This window comes from Candidatus Methylospira mobilis (genome assembly GCF_009498235.1).
Lineage (GTDB): Bacteria > Pseudomonadota > Gammaproteobacteria > Methylococcales > Methylococcaceae > Methylospira > Methylospira mobilis.
Genome location: NZ_CP044205.1, coordinates 955,644 through 973,288 on the forward strand (window position 1 = coordinate 955,644; position 17,645 = coordinate 973,288).

A 17,645-nucleotide genomic window follows, 5' to 3' on the forward strand; every position below is an offset into this window, starting at 1 on the left:
ATGGTTTTGGAAATAGCAATTCTCAACGTCGCCGCCGGTAGGGAAGCGGAGTTCGAAGCCGCTTTTCATCAAGCGTCAAAAATTATCGCTTCGATGCAGGGTTATGTTTCCCATCAATTGCAGCATTGCATTGAGACGCCAAGCCAATACGCTTTATTGGTAAATTGGGCAACGCTCGAAGATCACACCCAGGGGTTTCGCGGTTCCGCCCAATATCAAGAATGGCGGACATTGCTGCATCATTTCTACGATCCGTTTCCGACAGTGGAACATTACACGCTGATAACGGAAAATCGAGCTTCGTAATACGTAATGGCTCCTTGTTTTTCTCAGTGCGTTGTATTTGCAGTCACGCGCCAGACCTTGTTGCCGGAATCGTCGGCAACCAGCAATGCGCCTTGCCGGTCGAACGCGACGCCTACCGGTCTACCGTAGGCGTCGCCATCGGCGCTCACAAAGCCGCTCAAGACGTCAACCGGCATCCCGAAAGGCTTGCCCTCATCGAAGGGGATAAAAACAACCTTGTAGCCGCTGCGGGGGTTGCGATTCCATGAGCCGTGCTGCGCGACAAAAACCCCGCGCGCGAATTGCGCGGACAAACCGGCGCCTTCGGAAAACGCCAGACCGAGCGAAGCGGTATGCGTCCCGAGAGCATAATCCGGTATTATCGCCTTGGCTACCAGATCAGGACGCTGCGGCTGCACGCGCTGGTCAAGATGCCGGCCGTAGTAGCTGTAAGGCCAGCCGTAAAAACCTCCCGTCGTCACCGCGGTCAGATAATCCGGAACCAGATCGCTGCCGAGCTCGTCGCGTTCGTTCACTACCGTCCACAATGTTCCGCTGCCAGGCTCCCAGGCCAGCCCGTTGGGGTTGCGCAAACCCGACGCAAAAACGCGATGGCTTCCGCTGTTCAGGTCGACTTCCCAAATGGCCGCGCGTCCCGTCTCCATGTCCATGCCGTTTTCAGCCACATTGCTGTTCGAACCGACGGTCACATAAAGCCGCGTCCCGTCTCCGGAGGCGATGATATTTTTGGTCCAATGATAATTGACCGTCCCGGCGGGCAGGTCGATCACTCGGTTTCCCGGTTGAGAGATGCGCGTCTCGCCGGCACGGTAAGGAAAACGCATCAGCGCATCGGTATTGGCCACGTAAAAGTCATTACCCACCAGCGCCATGCCGAACGGCGAGTTCAGTCCGTCAAGAAATACCGCTCTGGTTTCCGGTACGCCGTCGCCGTCGGCATCGCGCAGCAAGGTGATGCGATTGGCGCTGGACCCGCCTGCGCCGGCCTGTTTCTTAATCCATTTGGCGATACACGCTTTGATGCCGCCGCTCATATCGGACCTGGACGGAGCATTGGTTTCGGCAACCAATACGTCGCCGTTGGGCAACACATAAAGCCAGCGCGGATGATCGAATCCGGCTGCAAACAGGCTTACGCTCGCCCCTTGCGCAACAAGCGGTTTTTGTCCTTCTGGCCACCCTTTGGACGGAGCGATGTTCACTGTCGGGATCAGCGTCCTATTGGGCGGCGGCAGTTGGGGGTTAGCCCCGGTACCCGCCTCTATGGGCAAACGCGCGATCTCGCCGCACCCGGTCAGCGCCGCCGCAAGCACTACGATCATGAATGGCATTGATACTTTTATGTGCATTGAATGGATTCCCGGTAATGGTGCGAAACGAGGAAGGAGGAAGCATATGCGTTTTCAAAACGATACCCTGACGCACAGGAATCGATTAGACTGAATTGTAACTGTTCTGCTGCCGGTATCGGGAGAGGGGTAACGCAATCAAGCCCCAAACAGGTAAACATTTTAGTTGCCGGACATGTGAAAGGTACGCAGAGCGCCTTACGCTCTGTTAATGTTACTATGCGCCCGTAATCATTTTACGGAGTTCGATTCGGCTGAAAGTTACATTGAAACTGTCGTAAAAACTATGCACGCGCTCCCTGGCGCTCCGGATGGTGGACAAACAGCGTTATCGACAGGCAACCGGAGGTTCCATCGCTTTAAATAGGCGTAATCATAATTGAAACAAACGTTTGAGGGCGAACCTTGATGGAGAATCTGTTGTACTCCTGATCGGTATGCGCATCAATCAATCGTTAAAGATACATGAGTGGCGACCGATAGCCATAGCCATGCCCTGGATAATCAAAGAGCTCCGGCAGCAGCCCGAATCAGGCTTTTTGCATGCGGAGTGTGTTTCCGCGTACCGCCATCATGATGCAGTATTGGCGATCGCCGGAACAATTGCCGGCCTACGCGAAGAATCGCGAAGCCCTGCATTTGCCTGCATGGCCGGCCTTCAACAATGCCGCAGGCTGCAACGGTGCACTTGGTCATCTGGCATGAAACGTATACGGCTACTCAGGGCAGTTACGAGATTATCTATGTCAACATGCCGCCGTTCGGTTCGGGATGTGCGGGTACGCTGCATACGGCATCGGGAAGCAGGCAATCGGCGGAAGGCCGTTTATGCGGCCAATAAAAATTCTGCGCAGGACATTTGGAGCAATATGAGCGCGAAAATAAGCACCCAACAAGCGAAAGCAAATCAGTTTTCATTGAATTATGCATAGTATCGGCTTGCTCGAAAACATCGCTATCGCGCTGAGTGCGGCCTTTTTTGGCGGGTTGATCATCCAACGTATCGGCCTGCCCACCATCGTCGGTTATTTACTGGTTGGCGTGGCCATAGGCCCGTTCACGCCCGGGTACATTGGCGACGGCGCATCCATTTCCGAGCTGGCGGAACTGGGCATCGTGTTCCTGATGTTCGGGGTGGGGTTACATTTTTCCTTCGCCGATCTGTGGAAGGTGCGCGACATCGCCATCGTCGGCACGCTGGGACAGATGCTCACCATGCTGGCGCTAGGCTACGGTATCAGCCGGCTCTGGGGATGGCCGTCCATGGCCGGTTTGGTGCTGGGCCTGTCGCTGTCCATTGCCAGCACCATCGTCATGCTGCGCGGCTTCATGGATCATGGCCTGCTCAAAACGCCCCACGGACAGGTTGCGCTGGGCTGGCGCGTAATGGAAGACCTCGCCACCGTGCTGATCCTGCTGATAATGCCCAATCTGGCGAGCTCGGGTGCTGCTATTGACTGGCGCGCCATCGCCATCGCGCTGTCGGCGGCTCTGGGCTTCATGGTCATCATGTTATATGCAGGCAAACGTTTCATCCCATGGCTGCTGTTGCGAGTGGCGCATACGCGCTCGCGCGAATTGTTCATTCTGGCCATCCTGGCAAGTTCGCTCGGCATCGCCATCGGCGCATCCGAACTGTTTGGCGTATCGCTGGCCCTGGGCGCGTTTGTAGCCGGGGCCGTAATCAACGAGTCGCCGCTCAGCCATCGCATTTCTTCGGATTTGCTGCCGTTTCGCGATGCGTTTTCAGTGCTGTTTTTCGTGTCAGTCGGCATGCTGCTTGACCCTCGCTACCTGATGAATAATTTGCAGCCGGTCTTGCTGCTGACCTGCCTGATTGTCTTCGGCAAGTTCATTGTGTCCGGGTTGTGGGTATTACCGTTTCCACGGCCTGCGCGCACGGCGCTGGTGGTCGCTGCAGGTTCCTGCCAGATTGGCGAGTTCTCCTTCGTAATAGGGCAAACAGGCCTTAACCTGGGCTTTCTCGACAAAGATCAATATTCCCTGATTCTGGCCGGGGCGATGCTGTCCATCGTTGTCAATCCGTTGATGCTGAAAACCATCGCACCTCTGGAGCGCGGGTTGCGCATGGTCAAACCGCTATGGCGCTGGCTGGATCGTTATGCTTCTTCAAGCCAGCCAGTGGAAGAGTCGGTCGCCGGACATGTCGTCGTTGTCGGCTATGGACGGGTCGGCTCTCATATCGTCAACGTACTGGGCGAACTGCACATACCCTATCTGGTGATTGATACCCGCATTGAGCGCATCGAGCGCCTGTCAAAAAAAGGCGTGCCGACACTGCTTGGAGATGCCGCCAACTCCGAGATTCTGAGTCATGCCGGATTGTCGCGCGCGCGGCTGCTGGTGGTTACCCTTCCCGAAGAAGCCGCCACTGAGTTGACTGTCGCGGCTGCGCGCGATTTCGCGCCCGATCTGCCCATAATTGCCCGCGCCGCAACTCGTAGCGGCGTGAAACGGCTATCGAATCTCGGCGCGAAAATGGTCATTCACCCCGAGCTGGAGGGCGGTTTGCAAGTACTCCGCCATACCTTGCTGCATCTGGGGTTTCCTTTACACGAAGTTCGCCAGTATGCCGATACCGTACGCCGGGAACATTACAACACGCTGGTTACCTCCAAAGGAGAGCACGCGCTGCTTGCGGAGATGCTGGACGCCGATAAATTGATGGATATCGCCTGGCGTAAAATACCGCCGGGCAGCACGCTGATCGGGCAGACACTCGGAGAAGCCGCACTGCGCGGACGGACCGGGGCCACGGTGGTAGCGATCATGCGTAACGGGTCATTGATGCTGAACCCGACTACGGATACGATCTTCGAAGCGCGCGACCGGCTAGGCATGCTTGGAACCGAGGAGCAGGTTGCGGCGGCAACCTCCTTGTTTCCTGAAGCGGCTGTGAGCGAGGCCGCGGGTTAGACCAGCACCAATGCAGCGAGACGCGCAAACTCATGAATATCTAGGGTTTCCGCTCTGGCGCCAGGCGTAATGCCGGCCTGCTCTATTTCCTCTGCGGTCAGCAGCGTGCCGAGCGAATTACGCAGGGTTTTACGGCGTTGCGAAAACGCTGCGGCCACCACGCGCTCCAATGCCTGTAAATCGACATCTACCGGCTTTTTTTCGTGCGGCTGCAAGCGAACCACGGCGGAAATCACCTTGGGCTCAGGGTAAAAACTTTCCGGCGCTACTTCCAGCACCGGCTCCATCCGGCAATAATATTGCGCCATTACGCTCAATCGCCCGTAATCCTTACTGTTGGGTTCCGCGCATAAGCGCTCGACGACTTCCTTTTGCAGCATAAAATGCATATCGGCTATGCAGGAACACTGGCTAAAGAGATGAAACAGTAGCGGAGTGGAAATATTGTAGGGTAAATTTCCTACCACCCGCATTTTTCCCTGCCCCGCCGCCGTCAGCGAACAGAAATCGAAACGCAAGGCATCTGCGGAATGTATGCGCAGATTTTTGCTGCCGGCAAAAGTCTGCTGCAGCAAAGACACAAGGTCGCGATCCAGTTCAACCACATCCAAAACATTTACGGCAGGCAACAAATAACGCGTCAATGCGCCTTGCCCCGGCCCGATTTCAACCATGCGGTCACTGCTGCGCAAATTCATCGCCAAAATAATCGCATGAACTACCTGCTCGTCGCGCAGAAAGTTTTGTCCAAAACGTTTGCGAGGGCGATGGCTCATGGCAGGCTTAGCCGAAAAACCGCAGCTTTTTGTTGCCGCACTAATGCTGTGGCCGTCTTAATCGCATATTCCAGACTGCCGGTTTCTACTTTTCCGGTTCCCGCCAATTCCAATGCCGTTCCATGATCGACGGAAGTACGAATAATTGGCAACCCCAGAGTGATGTTCACGGCGCGTCCGAAGCCGGCGTATTTAAGCACCGGCAACCCCTGGTCATGATACATGGCCAACACCGCATCGGCGCATTCGAGGTTACGCGGGAGAAACAGCGTATCGGCAGACAAAGGTCCAAGCAGATTCATACCGTTTGCCCGTAATCCGTCCATTACGGGATTAATGACATCCAGCTCTTCGCGGCCCAAGTGTCCCTGCTCCCCCGCATGTGGATTCAGGCCGCAAACAAGTATACGCGGGTTGGTGAGGGCGAAACGCGCCCGTAGATCGGCATGCAGTACTCGAATTACCGTTTCCAGTAATTGGGTGGTTATCGCCGCGCTTACCTGTGCAAGCGGAAGATGGGTTGTAGCCAATGCAACCCGGAGATGTTCAGTTGCCAGCATCATGACCGGATAGCCTCCGGTCAACGATGCAATATACTCCGTATGGCCTGTAAAGTGTATGCCTGCATCGTTGATGACGCCTTTATGCACCGGCGCCGTCACCAGTGCATCGTACTCGCCTTGCAGGCAGGCGCGCACACCTTGATCAAGGGTAGACAGCACATAGGCCGCAGAACTGGTCCGCAACTCGCCGCAACGGCTATCGGCGGCCCCTGCTACGGGGCGCACATATAATGTGCCGGGCTGATGCAACGGCGCGGCTTTTTCAGCCGCGCCATTTATCTCATCTATTTCCAGGGATAGCCCCAGCAGTTTGGCCCGCGCGGCCAGTAACTCGGGGTCGCCGATGACGGTCAGACTGCAGTCGAGCGATTCCTGCGCCAATAGCACGCAAAGATCCGGCCCGATCCCCGCAGGCTCACCAGTAGTGAGGAGAATGCGTGTCGGACGAGAATCTGACCGCGCCGAAATCATTGGCCGAGACGAATTTCGACATAAGCCTCATCGCGCAGACGGCGTATCCAAAGCTCGGTTTCTTCATCGACCTTGCGCCTGAAAATTTCCTCGCGCGCCTGATTTTTCAGGTATTCCACGGTGTCGTCGGATTCCTGACGCTCCAGCACCTGTATCAAATGCCAACCGAACTGGGTTTGCACCGGCTCGCTCAATTGTTTGATCGCTAATGCGTTCATCGTGGACTCAAAAGCAGGAACGAGAGCGCCCGGCTGCACCCAGCCCAAATCTCCGCCCTTGACTGCAGAGCCCTTGTCGTCGGAATGTCCCTTTGCCAGAGTGGCAAAGTCTTCCCCATGTTCGATACGATTACGTAGAGCGACTATTTTTTTGCGCGCATCGTCGTTATTAATCAATTCGTTGGGCTTGATCAAAATATGGCGCGCATGCGTCTTGGTCAGTCGATGCTCGGCGCCGTCCTTTCCTTTCAATCCCAGCAGCTTGATTAGATGAAAGCCGCTGGAGCTGTGTACCGGCCCCACCACGTCGCCTTCATTCATGTCGTCAATATATTCGGCAAACAGGCTCGGGATTTCAGCTTTCTTACGCCAGCCCAGATCTCCGCCCTTAAGCGCTTGCTCATCATCCGAAGCGGACAAGGCGGCTTGTTTGAAATCCATGCCCCGGCGAATCTCGGACAGTAATTTTTCGGCTTTTTCCTTTGCTTTCTGTACTTCAGAGGAAGATGCGGCTGAAGGCGTTGCGATCAGTATATGACCCAACAAATATTGCTCTTCAGCACCTCCAGCACTTTTATCTTTTGTTTCCATATAGTTGCGAACTTCGAGATCGCTCACTTTGATTTGCGAATTGACCTGGCTAGAGCGCAGTCTGCTGATGGTTATTTCATTGCGGATCTGTTCGACGAAATCGCCATAATCCATCCCTTCGCTGGCCAGAGACTTGCGGAATTGCTCCAGACTCATGTTATTGCGCTGAGCAATCTGCTGCACGGCGGCATGCAGGGTTTCTTCATCGACCTTGATGCCTCCGCGTTCCGCCATCTGCAATTGCAGTTTATCTACTATCAAACGTTCCAGTACCTGTTTGATCAGTACGTCTTCGGGTGGGAGACGCGTTTTGCTTTGCAATAGCGTGCGCCGTAGCGATTCCACTTTAAAGTAAAGTTCACTTTCCAGAATCACGCCGTCATCGACGACAGCGGCTATGCGATCAATGGGATAGGCCAGTACGATGCCATGAACAAACAACAACCCCATCAGCCCTGCCACTATCCGGCGGCTATATTTTCCCATTGATAACTCCCGTTTCGATTTTTGCTTACAATTCACTTTCCCTGCGGAACCCGGGCATGCGTTGGAACAGGAAGTTGTCTATACCCATATCCATCTCGGTCAACCCCTTGAACGTAATATTAAAAAAGATCGTCCAGGTCGACGTAGGGCATCCAGCGGTATTGGGAACGGCGCAATCGACAGCCAGCGATTGCCCTGATTCCGAGTTGGGAACACTGCTCGCCGTGCCGTTCAGATACCGCCAATACAATATGCTGAAGCGCCAGCAGCATGTTTCCTTGTCGAATCCGAAATAAGTTTGCGCCGTTGCTTTGTAATTAAGCGCATAAGCCCATTCTGCCAACAAATGCCAGTTATCGAATAAAGGCAGACGAAAACTGATATCGCTTTGGTTAGTTGCGATCTGTGTACCGCAGTTCGGATTGCCGAGATATAAATAACTGATATTTAACAAATCATTTCGACGATTATTATAGCGCAACCCGAATTGGTATCTTGGTATGACCTTACCCTGCCCCGGGTAGGGGTTGGATGAAGTTTCGCCCGGATACTGGTAATTGCCATTGGTTGTCGGAGCGCAGACTATCGTCGGCGAGCTTGGCGACGGATCCCATTGCATTGAGGATTTAAGCGCCCAGTCGGGAGTAATCTGCGAAGTAAGTTCGCCTATCAGATTGGAATATTTGCGCGTGGCTATGCCATAGACAGCCTGGCCCGGAACGGACAGCTGCCCTTGCCCCGGGCTGTTCATCTGTACCGTCTGATTTTCCAGGTAATAAATCTGCCCCAGCTTCAGAGTCAAAAGGCTCAAACCGCTTTCCTGATCTATGGAACGGGTTGTCAACCCCAAAGTAAACTGATTCGAGTCCGCCAAGCGGTCAACACCGGTAAATCGATTATCACGGAACAACTGCCAATAGTTCATATCATAACTCGCTGTATCGAAGATAGGTATGTTCTGCTGGTTGATACGCGGTATATAGAGATAATACAAACGCGGCTCCAATGTTTGCCGTATCGGGCTATCCCCCACATTGAAATCATTATCGAAAAACATGCCGTTGTCTATCGACAATATAGGCGCAAATCGGCTGATTGATGAGGGAGCGGTAGTGCTCCACGTTTGCTCATTCGTCAATTCGTACTGGGTATATTGCAGCGCGAGTTTGGATGTTGAGTAGGCGTAGGGCGTAGCGTAATTGTAAGTCACGAACGGGCGTATGTTCAGTCTGTAGCCCGTGGTAATGGCGCTTGGGGTAGACGAGCCGTTGACTGAGACTTGCGAATTGTTCACAAAGTTGACGGCTTCCGACACACTCTGAAAAGAAAAACCGTTCCCCTGCGCATTCACTAATGGAATGCTGGTATTGAATATTAGTTGCGGCACCCGCGAATACGGTACCGTATATAAGGCGCCCTGCTGAACGTAATTGTTAATCTGCTGATAGGTGTCTATCATTCCCACGGCCGACATACTGCCTATCGTGCCAAGCCGGTCGGAATATGTAAGATTACCGAAACTGCGCGCATAACTGGTCGCTGTCGCCAGCGTCAGATAGTTGCCGTAATCCTGGAAATAATTCTGATCCGAAACGCGGAAGATCTGCGCCTGAGATAGCAGCTTGTCGGTGATCTGACTGGTATTATTCGCATTGAACACCCAGCGCGTCGTTGGCAATTGAACAGCGGAAGCCCCGTTGGCGGCTATTGCCGCCTGATTTTGCGACGGCACGTTCTTATCGTACGGCGTTATCTCGCCCTCAACGAGACCCACCCCATACTCGGTCAAATAGCGAAATTGACCGCGTCCGGCGACACCACGCGTCGTTTGCTCTCGCAGCGTAACCGTTGCATCATAATTGGGCGCCAGATTCAAATAATAGGGCAGCATAAAACCCAACCCATTCGTTTTATTATAGCCTACCGCCGGCGTAAGGAAACCGGACTTTCTGCGATCATCCAGCGGAAAACTGTAATAAGGCGACCAGCCGATAGGAATGCCGCCGACCTCCATCCAGGTATTATGCAGTTCACCCACATTGGCTTCCTTGTCGATATGCGCCTTTTCCGCATGGACTACCCAGTCCTGATTGCCGACAGGGCAACCGGTCAAGGTTGCGTTTTCGTAACGCTGCTGGGTCTTGCTGTCCATGTACGCCACGCGGGCCGTGCCGCGCGCGGGTACGGTTTCCAGAAAATACTGCGCATTGCGCAAAACGGACTGATCGCTATCCATGCGCATAAAAGCGGTCGAACTGGCGAATGAAACGCCTTTCTCGAGGTAAAAAACATTTTTCAGCGCATTAAGATTGGCGCTTTTACCGTTGTAACTAACCAAATCCGCGTACAAATTTTGATCTGCGCGACGCAACAAAGCATTTCCGGAATAAGTGGATAGCTCGCCTTCGACCATCTCGGCTTTATCCGCGTCTATTTCCAACGGCGAGCGCTGCCGCAGCAAACTATCTTCCTGCGACATAATAAAAACGCTGGCTGGCGTAAATTGAGAACGAGGCCGCTTGCAGGACAGATCCCATGGATTGGCCGGTAATTTGGCAAGAAGCTGCGACATACGCAACTCATCCTGATCGGTGATGTATTTCGACTCGGCCCAGCGCGCCTCCGGCTCATTCCCCTCTTCGGTCACGATATGCGCAGCCCCTGCCGGATCGGCGCCGCGCAAGTCGCAGAGCCACTCCTGGCTCGCTTCATCGGCATGACACGCCCAGCCCGGCACTTCTATTTCATCTTTCTTCAGTGCGGAATTGGCAGGGTTTTCTTTAATCTCGGGCGCACGATTGCCCGGCATGCGCGTTATGGCAATGGCAGGCTGCGCGGGCGCTACGGATACCGCGGCGGTTGCTGACGAAAGAAAAGGCTCTACTAACGGCGGCAAGACCTCGGAATTGGCCGCGACTGCCGCAGCATTTCCGGCTACAGGCGTATCCGAGGGCGTTGGCGCAGCCTCTGCAGCTAAAACGGGAGGCGGCTCGAAAGAAGTAGACACAGACTCAGGCTTGGAGACGCCTTCCGCTACGACAGGCGCTTCCGGCGCCGACAAAACCGCGCCCGGATCAGACTGAACCGCTGCAGAGGGAAACGCGGGGATGAGCGGTTGGGCTATCATCGCATCGGGTACGTTCGATATTGCAGCCTTGTCCTCCAGCGGCAACGCTTCAGCTACCGGGACAGCCCGCGGCGCGGGCGCCGCAACAGCAGGAACGGTATCGACAGCGGTTGTGGATGCGCCGGCTACAGAACCTTTATCATACACTGAGGCGGAAGGGGTTTCCTCTGCAGCAGCCTCTTGTTGTTTGCCCGCAACACACACCCACTCCTGACTGCGCGCATCCTGCTGACAATCCCAGCCGGTAGCGGCCGCCCAAGCTTGCCGTTCGGCCAATCCGCATATGACGACAGCGCGCACCAGCACGGCTAGCAGTCTGACGCTGGAGGGAAAAGGCTTTCGGGTCATAAGTCGGCTGGAGAAACTACTTTCGAGTGATGAGGCAATACTCTAAATTTTAAATATATATAACAAGTCAAGAGAGATAATGTCGCAAGCTGTCCACGGGATTGCACATCATACCAATGAATCCGAAAATATGGTCAAATGATATGGGTTTGTTTTAATTATTTTAACGCATTCATCGAAATCCGTTCAAAATTTATAGACAACGCACCCCTACACCCCAAACCTTAGTGAACCATGATGGCAGATACACATGATACCCGACTGGCAACTTTGCGTCAGTGGCTGGCTTTTACCCTACGGCGGCCAGGCGATACGCTCCTTATTTCTCCGGCCTCCAGCGACGCCAGTTTCCGCCGTTATTTTCGCGTAACTGACGAAACGCAAAATCTGATCGCGATGGATGCACCTCCGTCCCATGAGGACGTCAAGCCCTTTATGCACGTCGCGCGACTGCTTGAAAAAGCCGGCGTTCATACTCCCGGTATTCATGCCGACAACATAAAAGACGGATTCCTGCTGCTGGAAGACTTTGGCTCGCACAGTTATCTGGATCTACTGAACGAATCGAATGCCGATGCGCTATACCATGACGCGATAAACGCCCTTGCCACCGCTCAACGCGCCATCGATATTGAGGCCGGCGACTTGCCGCCTTATAGCAAGACCCTCTTGCACAGGGAAATGGAATTGTTTGTCGAATGGTTCCTGGTGGAATTATGCGGGCTGGAACCTGACAACGAAACCCGGCGCATGCTTTTTGGCGCTTTTCAGCAACTGACTGGCAGTGCGCTGGAGCAGCCACGGGTATTCGTTCATCGCGATTACCACTCGCGCAACCTGATGCATACCGCGACTGGCAACCCCGGCGTCCTCGACTTTCAGGATGCAGTGGTCGGACCGATTACCTACGATCTGGTATCGCTGCTGCGCGATTGTTATATCGCCTGGCCTCAACACCGAATAGACGGCTGGGTCGACGCATTCCGGCAGCGGCTCCATGAAGACGCGCTGCTGAGCAACAGCCAATGCGCATCATTTACCCGCTGGTTCGACTGGATGGGCGTGCAAAGACACCTGAAAGCCGTCGGCATTTTTTCCCGTCTCAAACTACGGGACAACAAGCCCGGTTATCTTCAGGACATTCCGCGTACGCTGAACTATATTCGCGAAATCGCGGGCCGTTATCAGGAGTTATCCGGATTGTCTCTATTACTCGAAAACAGGGTACTACCGCTTTTACCCGACATACTACTGGAAAATCAGCAATGAAGGCCATGGTACTGGCCGCCGGCCGCGGCGAACGCATGCGACCGCTGACCGACCACACGCCCAAGCCGCTGCTCAAAGCAGGCGAATACACATTGATTGAGCGCACAGTGCTGCAACTGGTGCGCAACGGATTTCATGATATCGTGATCAATCACGCCTATCTGGGCGAACAAATCGAACGGACGTTGGGCGACGGCGGACATTACGGCGCATCCATAGTCTATTCACGCGAAGGGGACTCGGTATTGGAAACCGGCGGTGGTATTTTAAAAGCCCTGCCGTTACTGGGCAACGCGCCCTTTCTGGTCGTCAATGGCGATATTGCGACGGATTTCCCTTTTTTCCGGCTCAAAAACGCGGCTCTGGATCTGGCTCACCTGATTCTGGTCGACAACCCCAGCCATCATCCCGGCGGGGATTTCGCTCTGCACGGAAAAACCGTAGTCGAGACATCGGAATCCCGTCTGACCTTTTCCGGCGTCGGCATTTACAACCCGGATTTATTCAGCGAATGCAAACCGGGAAAATTTTCACTGGCCCCGCTGCTGAAAGCCGCCATGCAAAACGGCAGAGTAAGCGGCGAAAAGCACGAGGGATTCTGGATGGACATCGGTACGCCGGAACGGCTGGATATATTGAAAAATATCATCCTCCACCAACAATGACAGTATCATCCATGTCCGCCCCACATAAAAACGCCCGCAACTCACCAAGGGATTGGGAGTCCTGATATTCACTGACAGGGTGGTGAAAAACTCGATTTCTATACCACCGATTGTGTATTTATTGGGTGCTGAGGCACAAGATATAGTGGGTTTTTTGAGTTTTTCACCACCCTGCTAATCCGGTTACTTTATTGACTCGAAGGCGGGGCTTCTCGTCGCAGAAAACTCGACGCCTTGCACGATATTCCTGCAGAATCCCGTCTGGAGCTAAGGAAGCGCTGATTGAATCGGTTTTTGCGCGGACTTTCATGGTACCGATTGATTTTACGTGTCCGTAATCAGCAATTTTTGAATTAATCAGTGTTTCCAAAGAAGCTTTCATAATTTTTTCAGTAATAACGCCAGGAAGGCCAAATGGACAAACTGCAAGCCGGTATTGAGCTGACACTCGCAGTTTTTCCATAAACCCCGGCATTTTTCCAACCAGGCGCAAGAACGTTCAACCGCCCGGCGTTGAGGTATCACCGCAAAGGTATGTAGCTCGTTACGCCTGGCTGCCTGCACGGTTGCCCCCGGTTTCTCTTTAACCGCCCGGGCAAACGGTTGTCCGCTGTAACCGCCATCCACCAATCCGCTACGCACCTGCTGAAGACTCGAGAAACATCGATCGAAGGCCGCCAGCGCTCCCTGGCGATCGGTTACTTCCGCCGTGCTGACCGCTATCGCATGCGGCAGACCCTGCGTGTCCACGGCACTATGCCGCTTGATGCCGGAAACTTTTTTGCCCGCGCCGTAGCTTTTATGCCGCGCGCTATCCGTGTTCCTGACGCTCTGCGCATCGACGATCAAAAAGCTTGTCGAGGCGTTGCGCCCCTGTTTCATGCGGGCCTCTCCAACCTGATTTTTTTAAAACCCGCTCCACAGCGCTTATGCCTTCCGAATCAGGTTCGCTCCATTTGGCAAAGTACGAATGGAGCGTGCGCCATTTCGGAAAGCCGCTGGGCGGCATTCGCCACTGACAGCCGGTCTTCAACAAGTACAATACGGCGCGGAAGGTTTCGTACCGATCGACCGTACGCGGTTTCGTTCGTTTGCGCACGCTTTCCAGGATCGGTTGGATTTGCTCAAAGGCTTCTTTACTGATATTGCTCGGGTATTTTATTCTCATTCCGCTACGTTACAACTTTTTAGCAAAAATCGTGAACAGCTTCTAAGCAAATAACCATTTTGTCTAAGGCGAAGTGCAAGTTCCTGTTACATTGGATTCGTACCGAATCAAACGTGAAAGGAGCCCGTTATGTCCACAGTAGCCGCCGCCGAAACCCAACAGAACTCTTATGAAGTCAGTGAGTTTGTCAACGTAAAACCCGGTTTCAACCCGGTGCAGATTCGCCGCTACAAAGCCGTTCATCAGAGCGACGGTAATATCAGTTTGCAGTCGCTGGACACCGCAACCTTGCTCGGGAATGTCATCAGCGCATTGAAGGGCAAGGTCGAACAGTCCGATGCCAACATCATCGCCGTTTTTTCTTCTCCCGAACTCGCACAGGAGTTTGCGCGCATTACCGCGGAATTTTATCACAACACGGTGCTGGTCGAAGGCGAACGCGTATTTATTCCAATTTGAAGTGAGTTTGCCGGGTTAGCGGTCGGCGCCTTCAAACAGCGAGAGGGTCAAATAAACCCGAACCGGACACCTCAAAAGGCGGAAGTTGTACTGCCAACAAAGCAACCATGACTAACAGCTCGATGGGCTCACCACGAATGGACACATTAACCTGCCATTCATCCTGAGCCTGTTGCTTGACGCAGGTATTGCTCAGCGCGATCTCAAGTCTTATTCGTCGTTTGCGCCTGAACCGGAGCAGCCGGGTAGTGCCGCCATAGGCGCCAAAACGACTAATAGCAGCACCATGGGTTTATTGAAATATCTGATTTTCTGTTTGGCCGTCATGTTATTCACGCTGCTCAAAAATTTCCGGCGTGATAATGTTTCGTTCGCTTCAGAGCATTGAAATCAATGAGCGCACCAGGAAATGAATTCGTTTTTCCCGAAAAACAGCGTGCATTGTTGAGTGAGCAGTTGTTTTTGCTGATTCTGTGTTGATCGGGCAGTACCTAATAACCATGGCGGAAAACGCAACCGGCACGCTACTAAACCATAATGGCGATTAACTACGGTATGATGGCGAATGCCGAGTAAACGGTCCCGCTTTCCCTGTCATTTTTTTGCGGCGATGGCGACGATACGATGGCCTTCGAGGCGTATCCCTTCCGCTGTTCTGAGCCGCTCGAGTTCCTGCTTTATCTCATCCATGGCCGAATCGCGCAGCGCCTCCGGCAAATGGCCGATGAAATTGGCAAAGGAACTGGAATGAGAGAAATCGATTGCATCTTCGGGATTGGCAAGGGTGAAGATGTTGTTCTGCACTTCAACTTTGTTAATGGAAAACTGGTTGCGATCCAGCAGCCAAACCAGTTCCGGAACGCTGACCAGATGAGGGAATCTCGATAAGGATTCCGAAAACGCGTTATAGGGCGGTTTCGACAGGACTCTGTTGCGGATTTTTTCCAGGTGAAAAGGATGATCTTTCGAGCCGGAATTTAATCCCAGGTGTCCTCCCGCTTTCAGTACGCGGTGGATTTGCTGCAAGGGCTGTTCCTTTTCTCCGAGCCAGTGAAATACAGCGTTTAAGTAAACCGTATCGAAATGGTTTTCGGGAAACTCGCTCAAATCGTAGGCATTTCCAACCTGGAATTCGAGGTTGGCGCGGATTTTGCGGCGCGCTATGTCGATGCGTAACGGCAACGGGTCGATGCCGGTAACGCTACCGGCAGGGCCGACGATATCGGCTACGTATTCGGCGAGAAGTCCTGTGCCGCAGCCTATGTCCAGTACGCTTTCACCCTCGCTTATGTTTAAATCGTCGATGAGCCATTTGCCGCGTTTGAACAATTGCCGGTCGCTGCTTAACTCTTCGCTTTTTTCCGCCAGTCGTTGAGTATCAAAAGCAAGACTTAATGCATGCATATTTGTAATTCCTTTTTCCCTGATAAAAAATTAGAAATATTATTTTAACGGTAATCCGGGTATCTAGTGCATGTTGTGTACCAGCACCGCTCAAGTTTGGCTAATTTTGGCAGTACTATCGCCCGATGATCAGGTGAAAAATCCCTGGCAGATGGCTTTTTTCTGTAAAAAGCAGGCCAGTTCTCCGGTTTTTTCGCAAAAATACACATTTATCTGAGGCGTCTAATTGCCGCTTCAGTCTTGCGGGCAAGGGAGACGCCAGCGGAGAGCGAGTTTGCCGTGCCTCTACAAAGACAACAAAGTAACACCGGATTGCTTCACAAACAGCAAACTGTACTCCGAATGCTTTGCGGCCTATTGCTGGGAAGTACCGGAATGAACCAGCTGGTACGGACAAAAACTCGACGGATACTACCCAAAAGCAGCACTATTCAAGACGGAAGCCCTTAAACCATCACTATGGAACCGCTGATTAATGGCCCAAACAACACGGGCCGGAGCGCCGGAGCGCGATTTTTTAAGAAAAATTTCGATTTCGACGCATTTTTTTATGCGTTTCTTCTAAAAACTACAGGTTTTACCGGCATTTCCCGCCTTTTTGGCGGATTGAGGGCGCAATAAGCCCTCATATCGCCCCCATCAGCAGCTTTTGGCTCCGGTACAAATACAAAGCCCAAACAAAATCTGCAGCTGATGCGTGTTCCTTTCCAATCCTCGATAGCGCGTCTTGCGGTAATGAAACAGGTTCTTGGTCACATGAAACGGATGCTCGACTCGCACGCGAATCTGCGCTTTCTTTTTTTCTATCCGGCGCACCGTTTCTTTCCACTGGCCTGCTGGCATCGCTTTTAGTTTCCCGCGCTTCATGGCCATCATCCACTTCAGCGATTTTCCGCTGTTCTCTTCGCGTTTTTCAGCGCCGATATAACCGGCGTCGGCGATAACCACTTTTTCCCGGCCATGAAGCAACTCGCTGGTCATCGCCACATCACTGACATGAGCTGACGTACCTACAACCGTATGCACCAGCCCCGATTCCGCATCCACGCCGATAGGCGCTTTCATCCGTCTGAAAAGCCGTACCATTGCTGGATAAAATACAGCCGCAGCATCCTTTTTATCCCGATAGGCGGGCGGCCCCCCGCCCGGAAGCGGGATACACCGGCTGAATGATCTCAATCAGCTCGGACCAGGGAACTACCGATCCATCGCGTTCAAAAAGTCTCGCGCCGCGTGATGTGGGATTTCTGCTGGAAAAGTAGGTCTGGGAGAGTGGTCTGTTTCATCATGCGCCGGACGCCGTTACAGTGTAATATATTGATTGTTATATAATGATTAAATATCGTCCATAACTAAAATAGGGTGCGATTAAATCAGTGTTTCCGTAGTGGGAGTTTTCCTGCATTATTGAGAGGGTAGATGGCAGTTTCCTGTCGCACGCCCATCTATCCGGGATACTGCCGATCCTCGGCGGTGCTGAACGTATCGCCTTCGTTCTTGGTTCGACA

Annotated in this window: 14 protein-coding genes and 2 pseudogenes; 7 read left to right on the top strand and 9 right to left on the bottom strand. The window is 53.2% G+C overall.

The features are described 5' to 3' along the window. Positions 1–306: an antibiotic biosynthesis monooxygenase family protein gene (locus tag F6R98_RS04060; RefSeq protein WP_153247890.1), complete on the top strand. Its 306-nt coding sequence runs from the start codon at positions 1–3 to the stop codon at positions 304–306. A gap of 23 nt (positions 307–329) precedes the next feature. Here the strand turns inward: F6R98_RS04060 and F6R98_RS04065 are convergent, their stop codons facing one another. Beyond that, a complete protein-coding gene (locus F6R98_RS04065; RefSeq protein ID WP_228125077.1) occupies positions 330–1,655 on the bottom strand; it encodes a PQQ-dependent sugar dehydrogenase in 1,326 nt (441 codons plus the stop codon). Between the two features lie 437 nt (positions 1,656–2,092). Here F6R98_RS04065 and F6R98_RS22695 point away from each other — a divergent pair. The 3 genes and pseudogenes from F6R98_RS22695 (at position 2,093) to F6R98_RS04075 (ending at position 4,592) form a co-directional block, all read left to right on the top strand. After that, positions 2,093–2,360: pseudogene (locus F6R98_RS22695) on the top strand (monooxygenase family protein). Next, complete coding sequence (locus F6R98_RS22700) at positions 2,320–2,496, top strand: monooxygenase family protein (protein WP_407079277.1); 177 nt, start codon at positions 2,320–2,322, stop codon at positions 2,494–2,496. Before F6R98_RS22695 ends, F6R98_RS22700 begins: the two are co-directional and overlap by 41 nt. 83 nt (positions 2,497–2,579) lie before the next feature. Then, positions 2,580–4,592: a cation:proton antiporter domain-containing protein gene (locus F6R98_RS04075; RefSeq protein ID WP_153247891.1), complete on the top strand. Its 2,013-nt coding sequence runs from the start codon at positions 2,580–2,582 to the stop codon at positions 4,590–4,592. On the opposite strand, the gene rsmA is transcribed toward F6R98_RS04075, so the two are convergent. The 4 genes from rsmA to lptD all read right to left on the bottom strand — a co-directional run bounded on the left by rsmA (position 4,589) and on the right by lptD (position 11,172). Then, a complete protein-coding gene (rsmA, locus tag F6R98_RS04080; protein ID WP_153247892.1) occupies positions 4,589–5,368 on the bottom strand; it encodes a 16S rRNA (adenine(1518)-N(6)/adenine(1519)-N(6))-dimethyltransferase RsmA in 780 nt (259 codons plus the stop codon). The two genes, F6R98_RS04075 and rsmA, sit on opposite strands and share 4 nt — an antisense overlap. Next, a complete protein-coding gene (gene pdxA / locus F6R98_RS04085) occupies positions 5,365–6,402 on the bottom strand; it encodes a 4-hydroxythreonine-4-phosphate dehydrogenase PdxA (RefSeq protein WP_153247893.1) in 1,038 nt (345 codons plus the stop codon). Before pdxA ends, rsmA begins: the two co-directional genes overlap by 4 nt. After that, a complete protein-coding gene (locus F6R98_RS04090; RefSeq protein WP_315700467.1) occupies positions 6,399–7,661 on the bottom strand; it encodes a peptidylprolyl isomerase in 1,263 nt (420 codons plus the stop codon). Before F6R98_RS04090 ends, pdxA begins: the two co-directional genes overlap by 4 nt. 61 nt (positions 7,662–7,722) lie before the next feature. Then, complete coding sequence (gene lptD, locus F6R98_RS04095; protein ID WP_153247895.1) at positions 7,723–11,172, bottom strand: LPS-assembly protein LptD; 3,450 nt, start codon at positions 11,170–11,172, stop codon at positions 7,723–7,725. Positions 11,173–11,406: 234 nt separating this feature from the next. On the opposite strand from lptD, the gene F6R98_RS04100 reads away from it, so the two are divergent. Together F6R98_RS04100 and murU are read left to right on the top strand one after the other, a co-directional pair. Further along, positions 11,407–12,441, top strand: a complete 1,035-nt coding sequence (locus tag F6R98_RS04100; RefSeq protein ID WP_228125078.1) for an aminoglycoside phosphotransferase family protein — start codon at positions 11,407–11,409, stop codon at positions 12,439–12,441. Next, complete coding sequence (murU, locus tag F6R98_RS04105; protein ID WP_153247896.1) at positions 12,438–13,106, top strand: N-acetylmuramate alpha-1-phosphate uridylyltransferase MurU; 669 nt, start codon at positions 12,438–12,440, stop codon at positions 13,104–13,106. Before F6R98_RS04100 ends, murU begins: the two co-directional genes overlap by 4 nt. A 378-nt stretch (positions 13,107–13,484) precedes the next feature. Here murU and F6R98_RS04110 read toward each other — a convergent pair. Next, a protein-coding gene (locus F6R98_RS04110) for an IS5 family transposase (protein ID WP_153247897.1) occupies positions 13,485–14,274 on the bottom strand; the annotation gives its coding sequence in 2 pieces (ribosomal slippage) (positions 13,485–14,013 and positions 14,012–14,274; 792 coding nt in all). A 129-nt stretch (positions 14,275–14,403) separates the two neighbouring features. Between F6R98_RS04110 and F6R98_RS04115 the strand changes: the two genes are divergently transcribed. Next, positions 14,404–14,733 (top strand): hypothetical protein, encoded by a 330-nt coding sequence (locus tag F6R98_RS04115; protein ID WP_153247898.1) that lies wholly within the window; start codon positions 14,404–14,406, stop codon positions 14,731–14,733. A gap of 594 nt (positions 14,734–15,327) precedes the next feature. Here F6R98_RS04115 and F6R98_RS04120 read toward each other — a convergent pair. From F6R98_RS04120 to F6R98_RS22705, 3 genes and pseudogenes are all read right to left on the bottom strand, one after another. Then, a complete protein-coding gene (locus F6R98_RS04120) occupies positions 15,328–16,137 on the bottom strand; it encodes a class I SAM-dependent methyltransferase (RefSeq protein WP_153247899.1) in 810 nt (269 codons plus the stop codon). 639 nt (positions 16,138–16,776) lie between these two features. Then, positions 16,777–17,202 (bottom strand): annotated as a pseudogene (locus tag F6R98_RS04125) (transposase); the annotation flags it as partial. Continuing rightward, complete coding sequence (locus F6R98_RS22705) at positions 17,199–17,249, bottom strand: hypothetical protein (RefSeq protein ID WP_407079305.1); 51 nt, start codon at positions 17,247–17,249, stop codon at positions 17,199–17,201. The gene F6R98_RS22705 and the pseudogene F6R98_RS04125, both read right to left, overlap by 4 nt. Positions 17,250–17,645 lie beyond the last annotated feature (396 nt).

Bases quoted from the DNA above. Each gene is read 5' to 3' on its own strand.
- F6R98_RS04060 (WP_153247890.1), top strand. From the start codon at position 1: ATGGTTTTGGAAATAGCAATTCTCAACGTCGCCGCCGGTAGGGAAGCG.
- lptD (WP_153247895.1), bottom strand. From the start codon at position 11,172: ATGACCCGAAAGCCTTTTCCCTCCAGCGTCAGACTGCTAGCCGTGCTG.
- F6R98_RS04100 (WP_228125078.1), top strand. From the start codon at position 11,407: ATGATGGCAGATACACATGATACCCGACTGGCAACTTTGCGTCAGTGG.
- rsmA (WP_153247892.1), bottom strand. From the start codon at position 5,368: ATGAGCCATCGCCCTCGCAAACGTTTTGGACAAAACTTTCTGCGCGAC.
- F6R98_RS04120 (WP_153247899.1), bottom strand. From the start codon at position 16,137: ATGCATGCATTAAGTCTTGCTTTTGATACTCAACGACTGGCGGAAAAA.
- murU (WP_153247896.1), top strand. From the start codon at position 12,438: ATGAAGGCCATGGTACTGGCCGCCGGCCGCGGCGAACGCATGCGACCG.
- F6R98_RS22700 (WP_407079277.1), top strand. From the start codon at position 2,320: ATGCCGCAGGCTGCAACGGTGCACTTGGTCATCTGGCATGAAACGTAT.
- F6R98_RS04090 (WP_315700467.1), bottom strand. From the start codon at position 7,661: ATGGGGTTGTTGTTTGTTCATGGCATCGTACTGGCCTATCCCATTGAT.
- F6R98_RS04075 (WP_153247891.1), top strand. From the start codon at position 2,580: ATGCATAGTATCGGCTTGCTCGAAAACATCGCTATCGCGCTGAGTGCG.
- pdxA (WP_153247893.1), bottom strand. From the start codon at position 6,402: ATGATTTCGGCGCGGTCAGATTCTCGTCCGACACGCATTCTCCTCACT.
- F6R98_RS04115 (WP_153247898.1), top strand. From the start codon at position 14,404: ATGTCCACAGTAGCCGCCGCCGAAACCCAACAGAACTCTTATGAAGTC.
- F6R98_RS04065 (WP_228125077.1), bottom strand. From the start codon at position 1,655: ATGCACATAAAAGTATCAATGCCATTCATGATCGTAGTGCTTGCGGCG.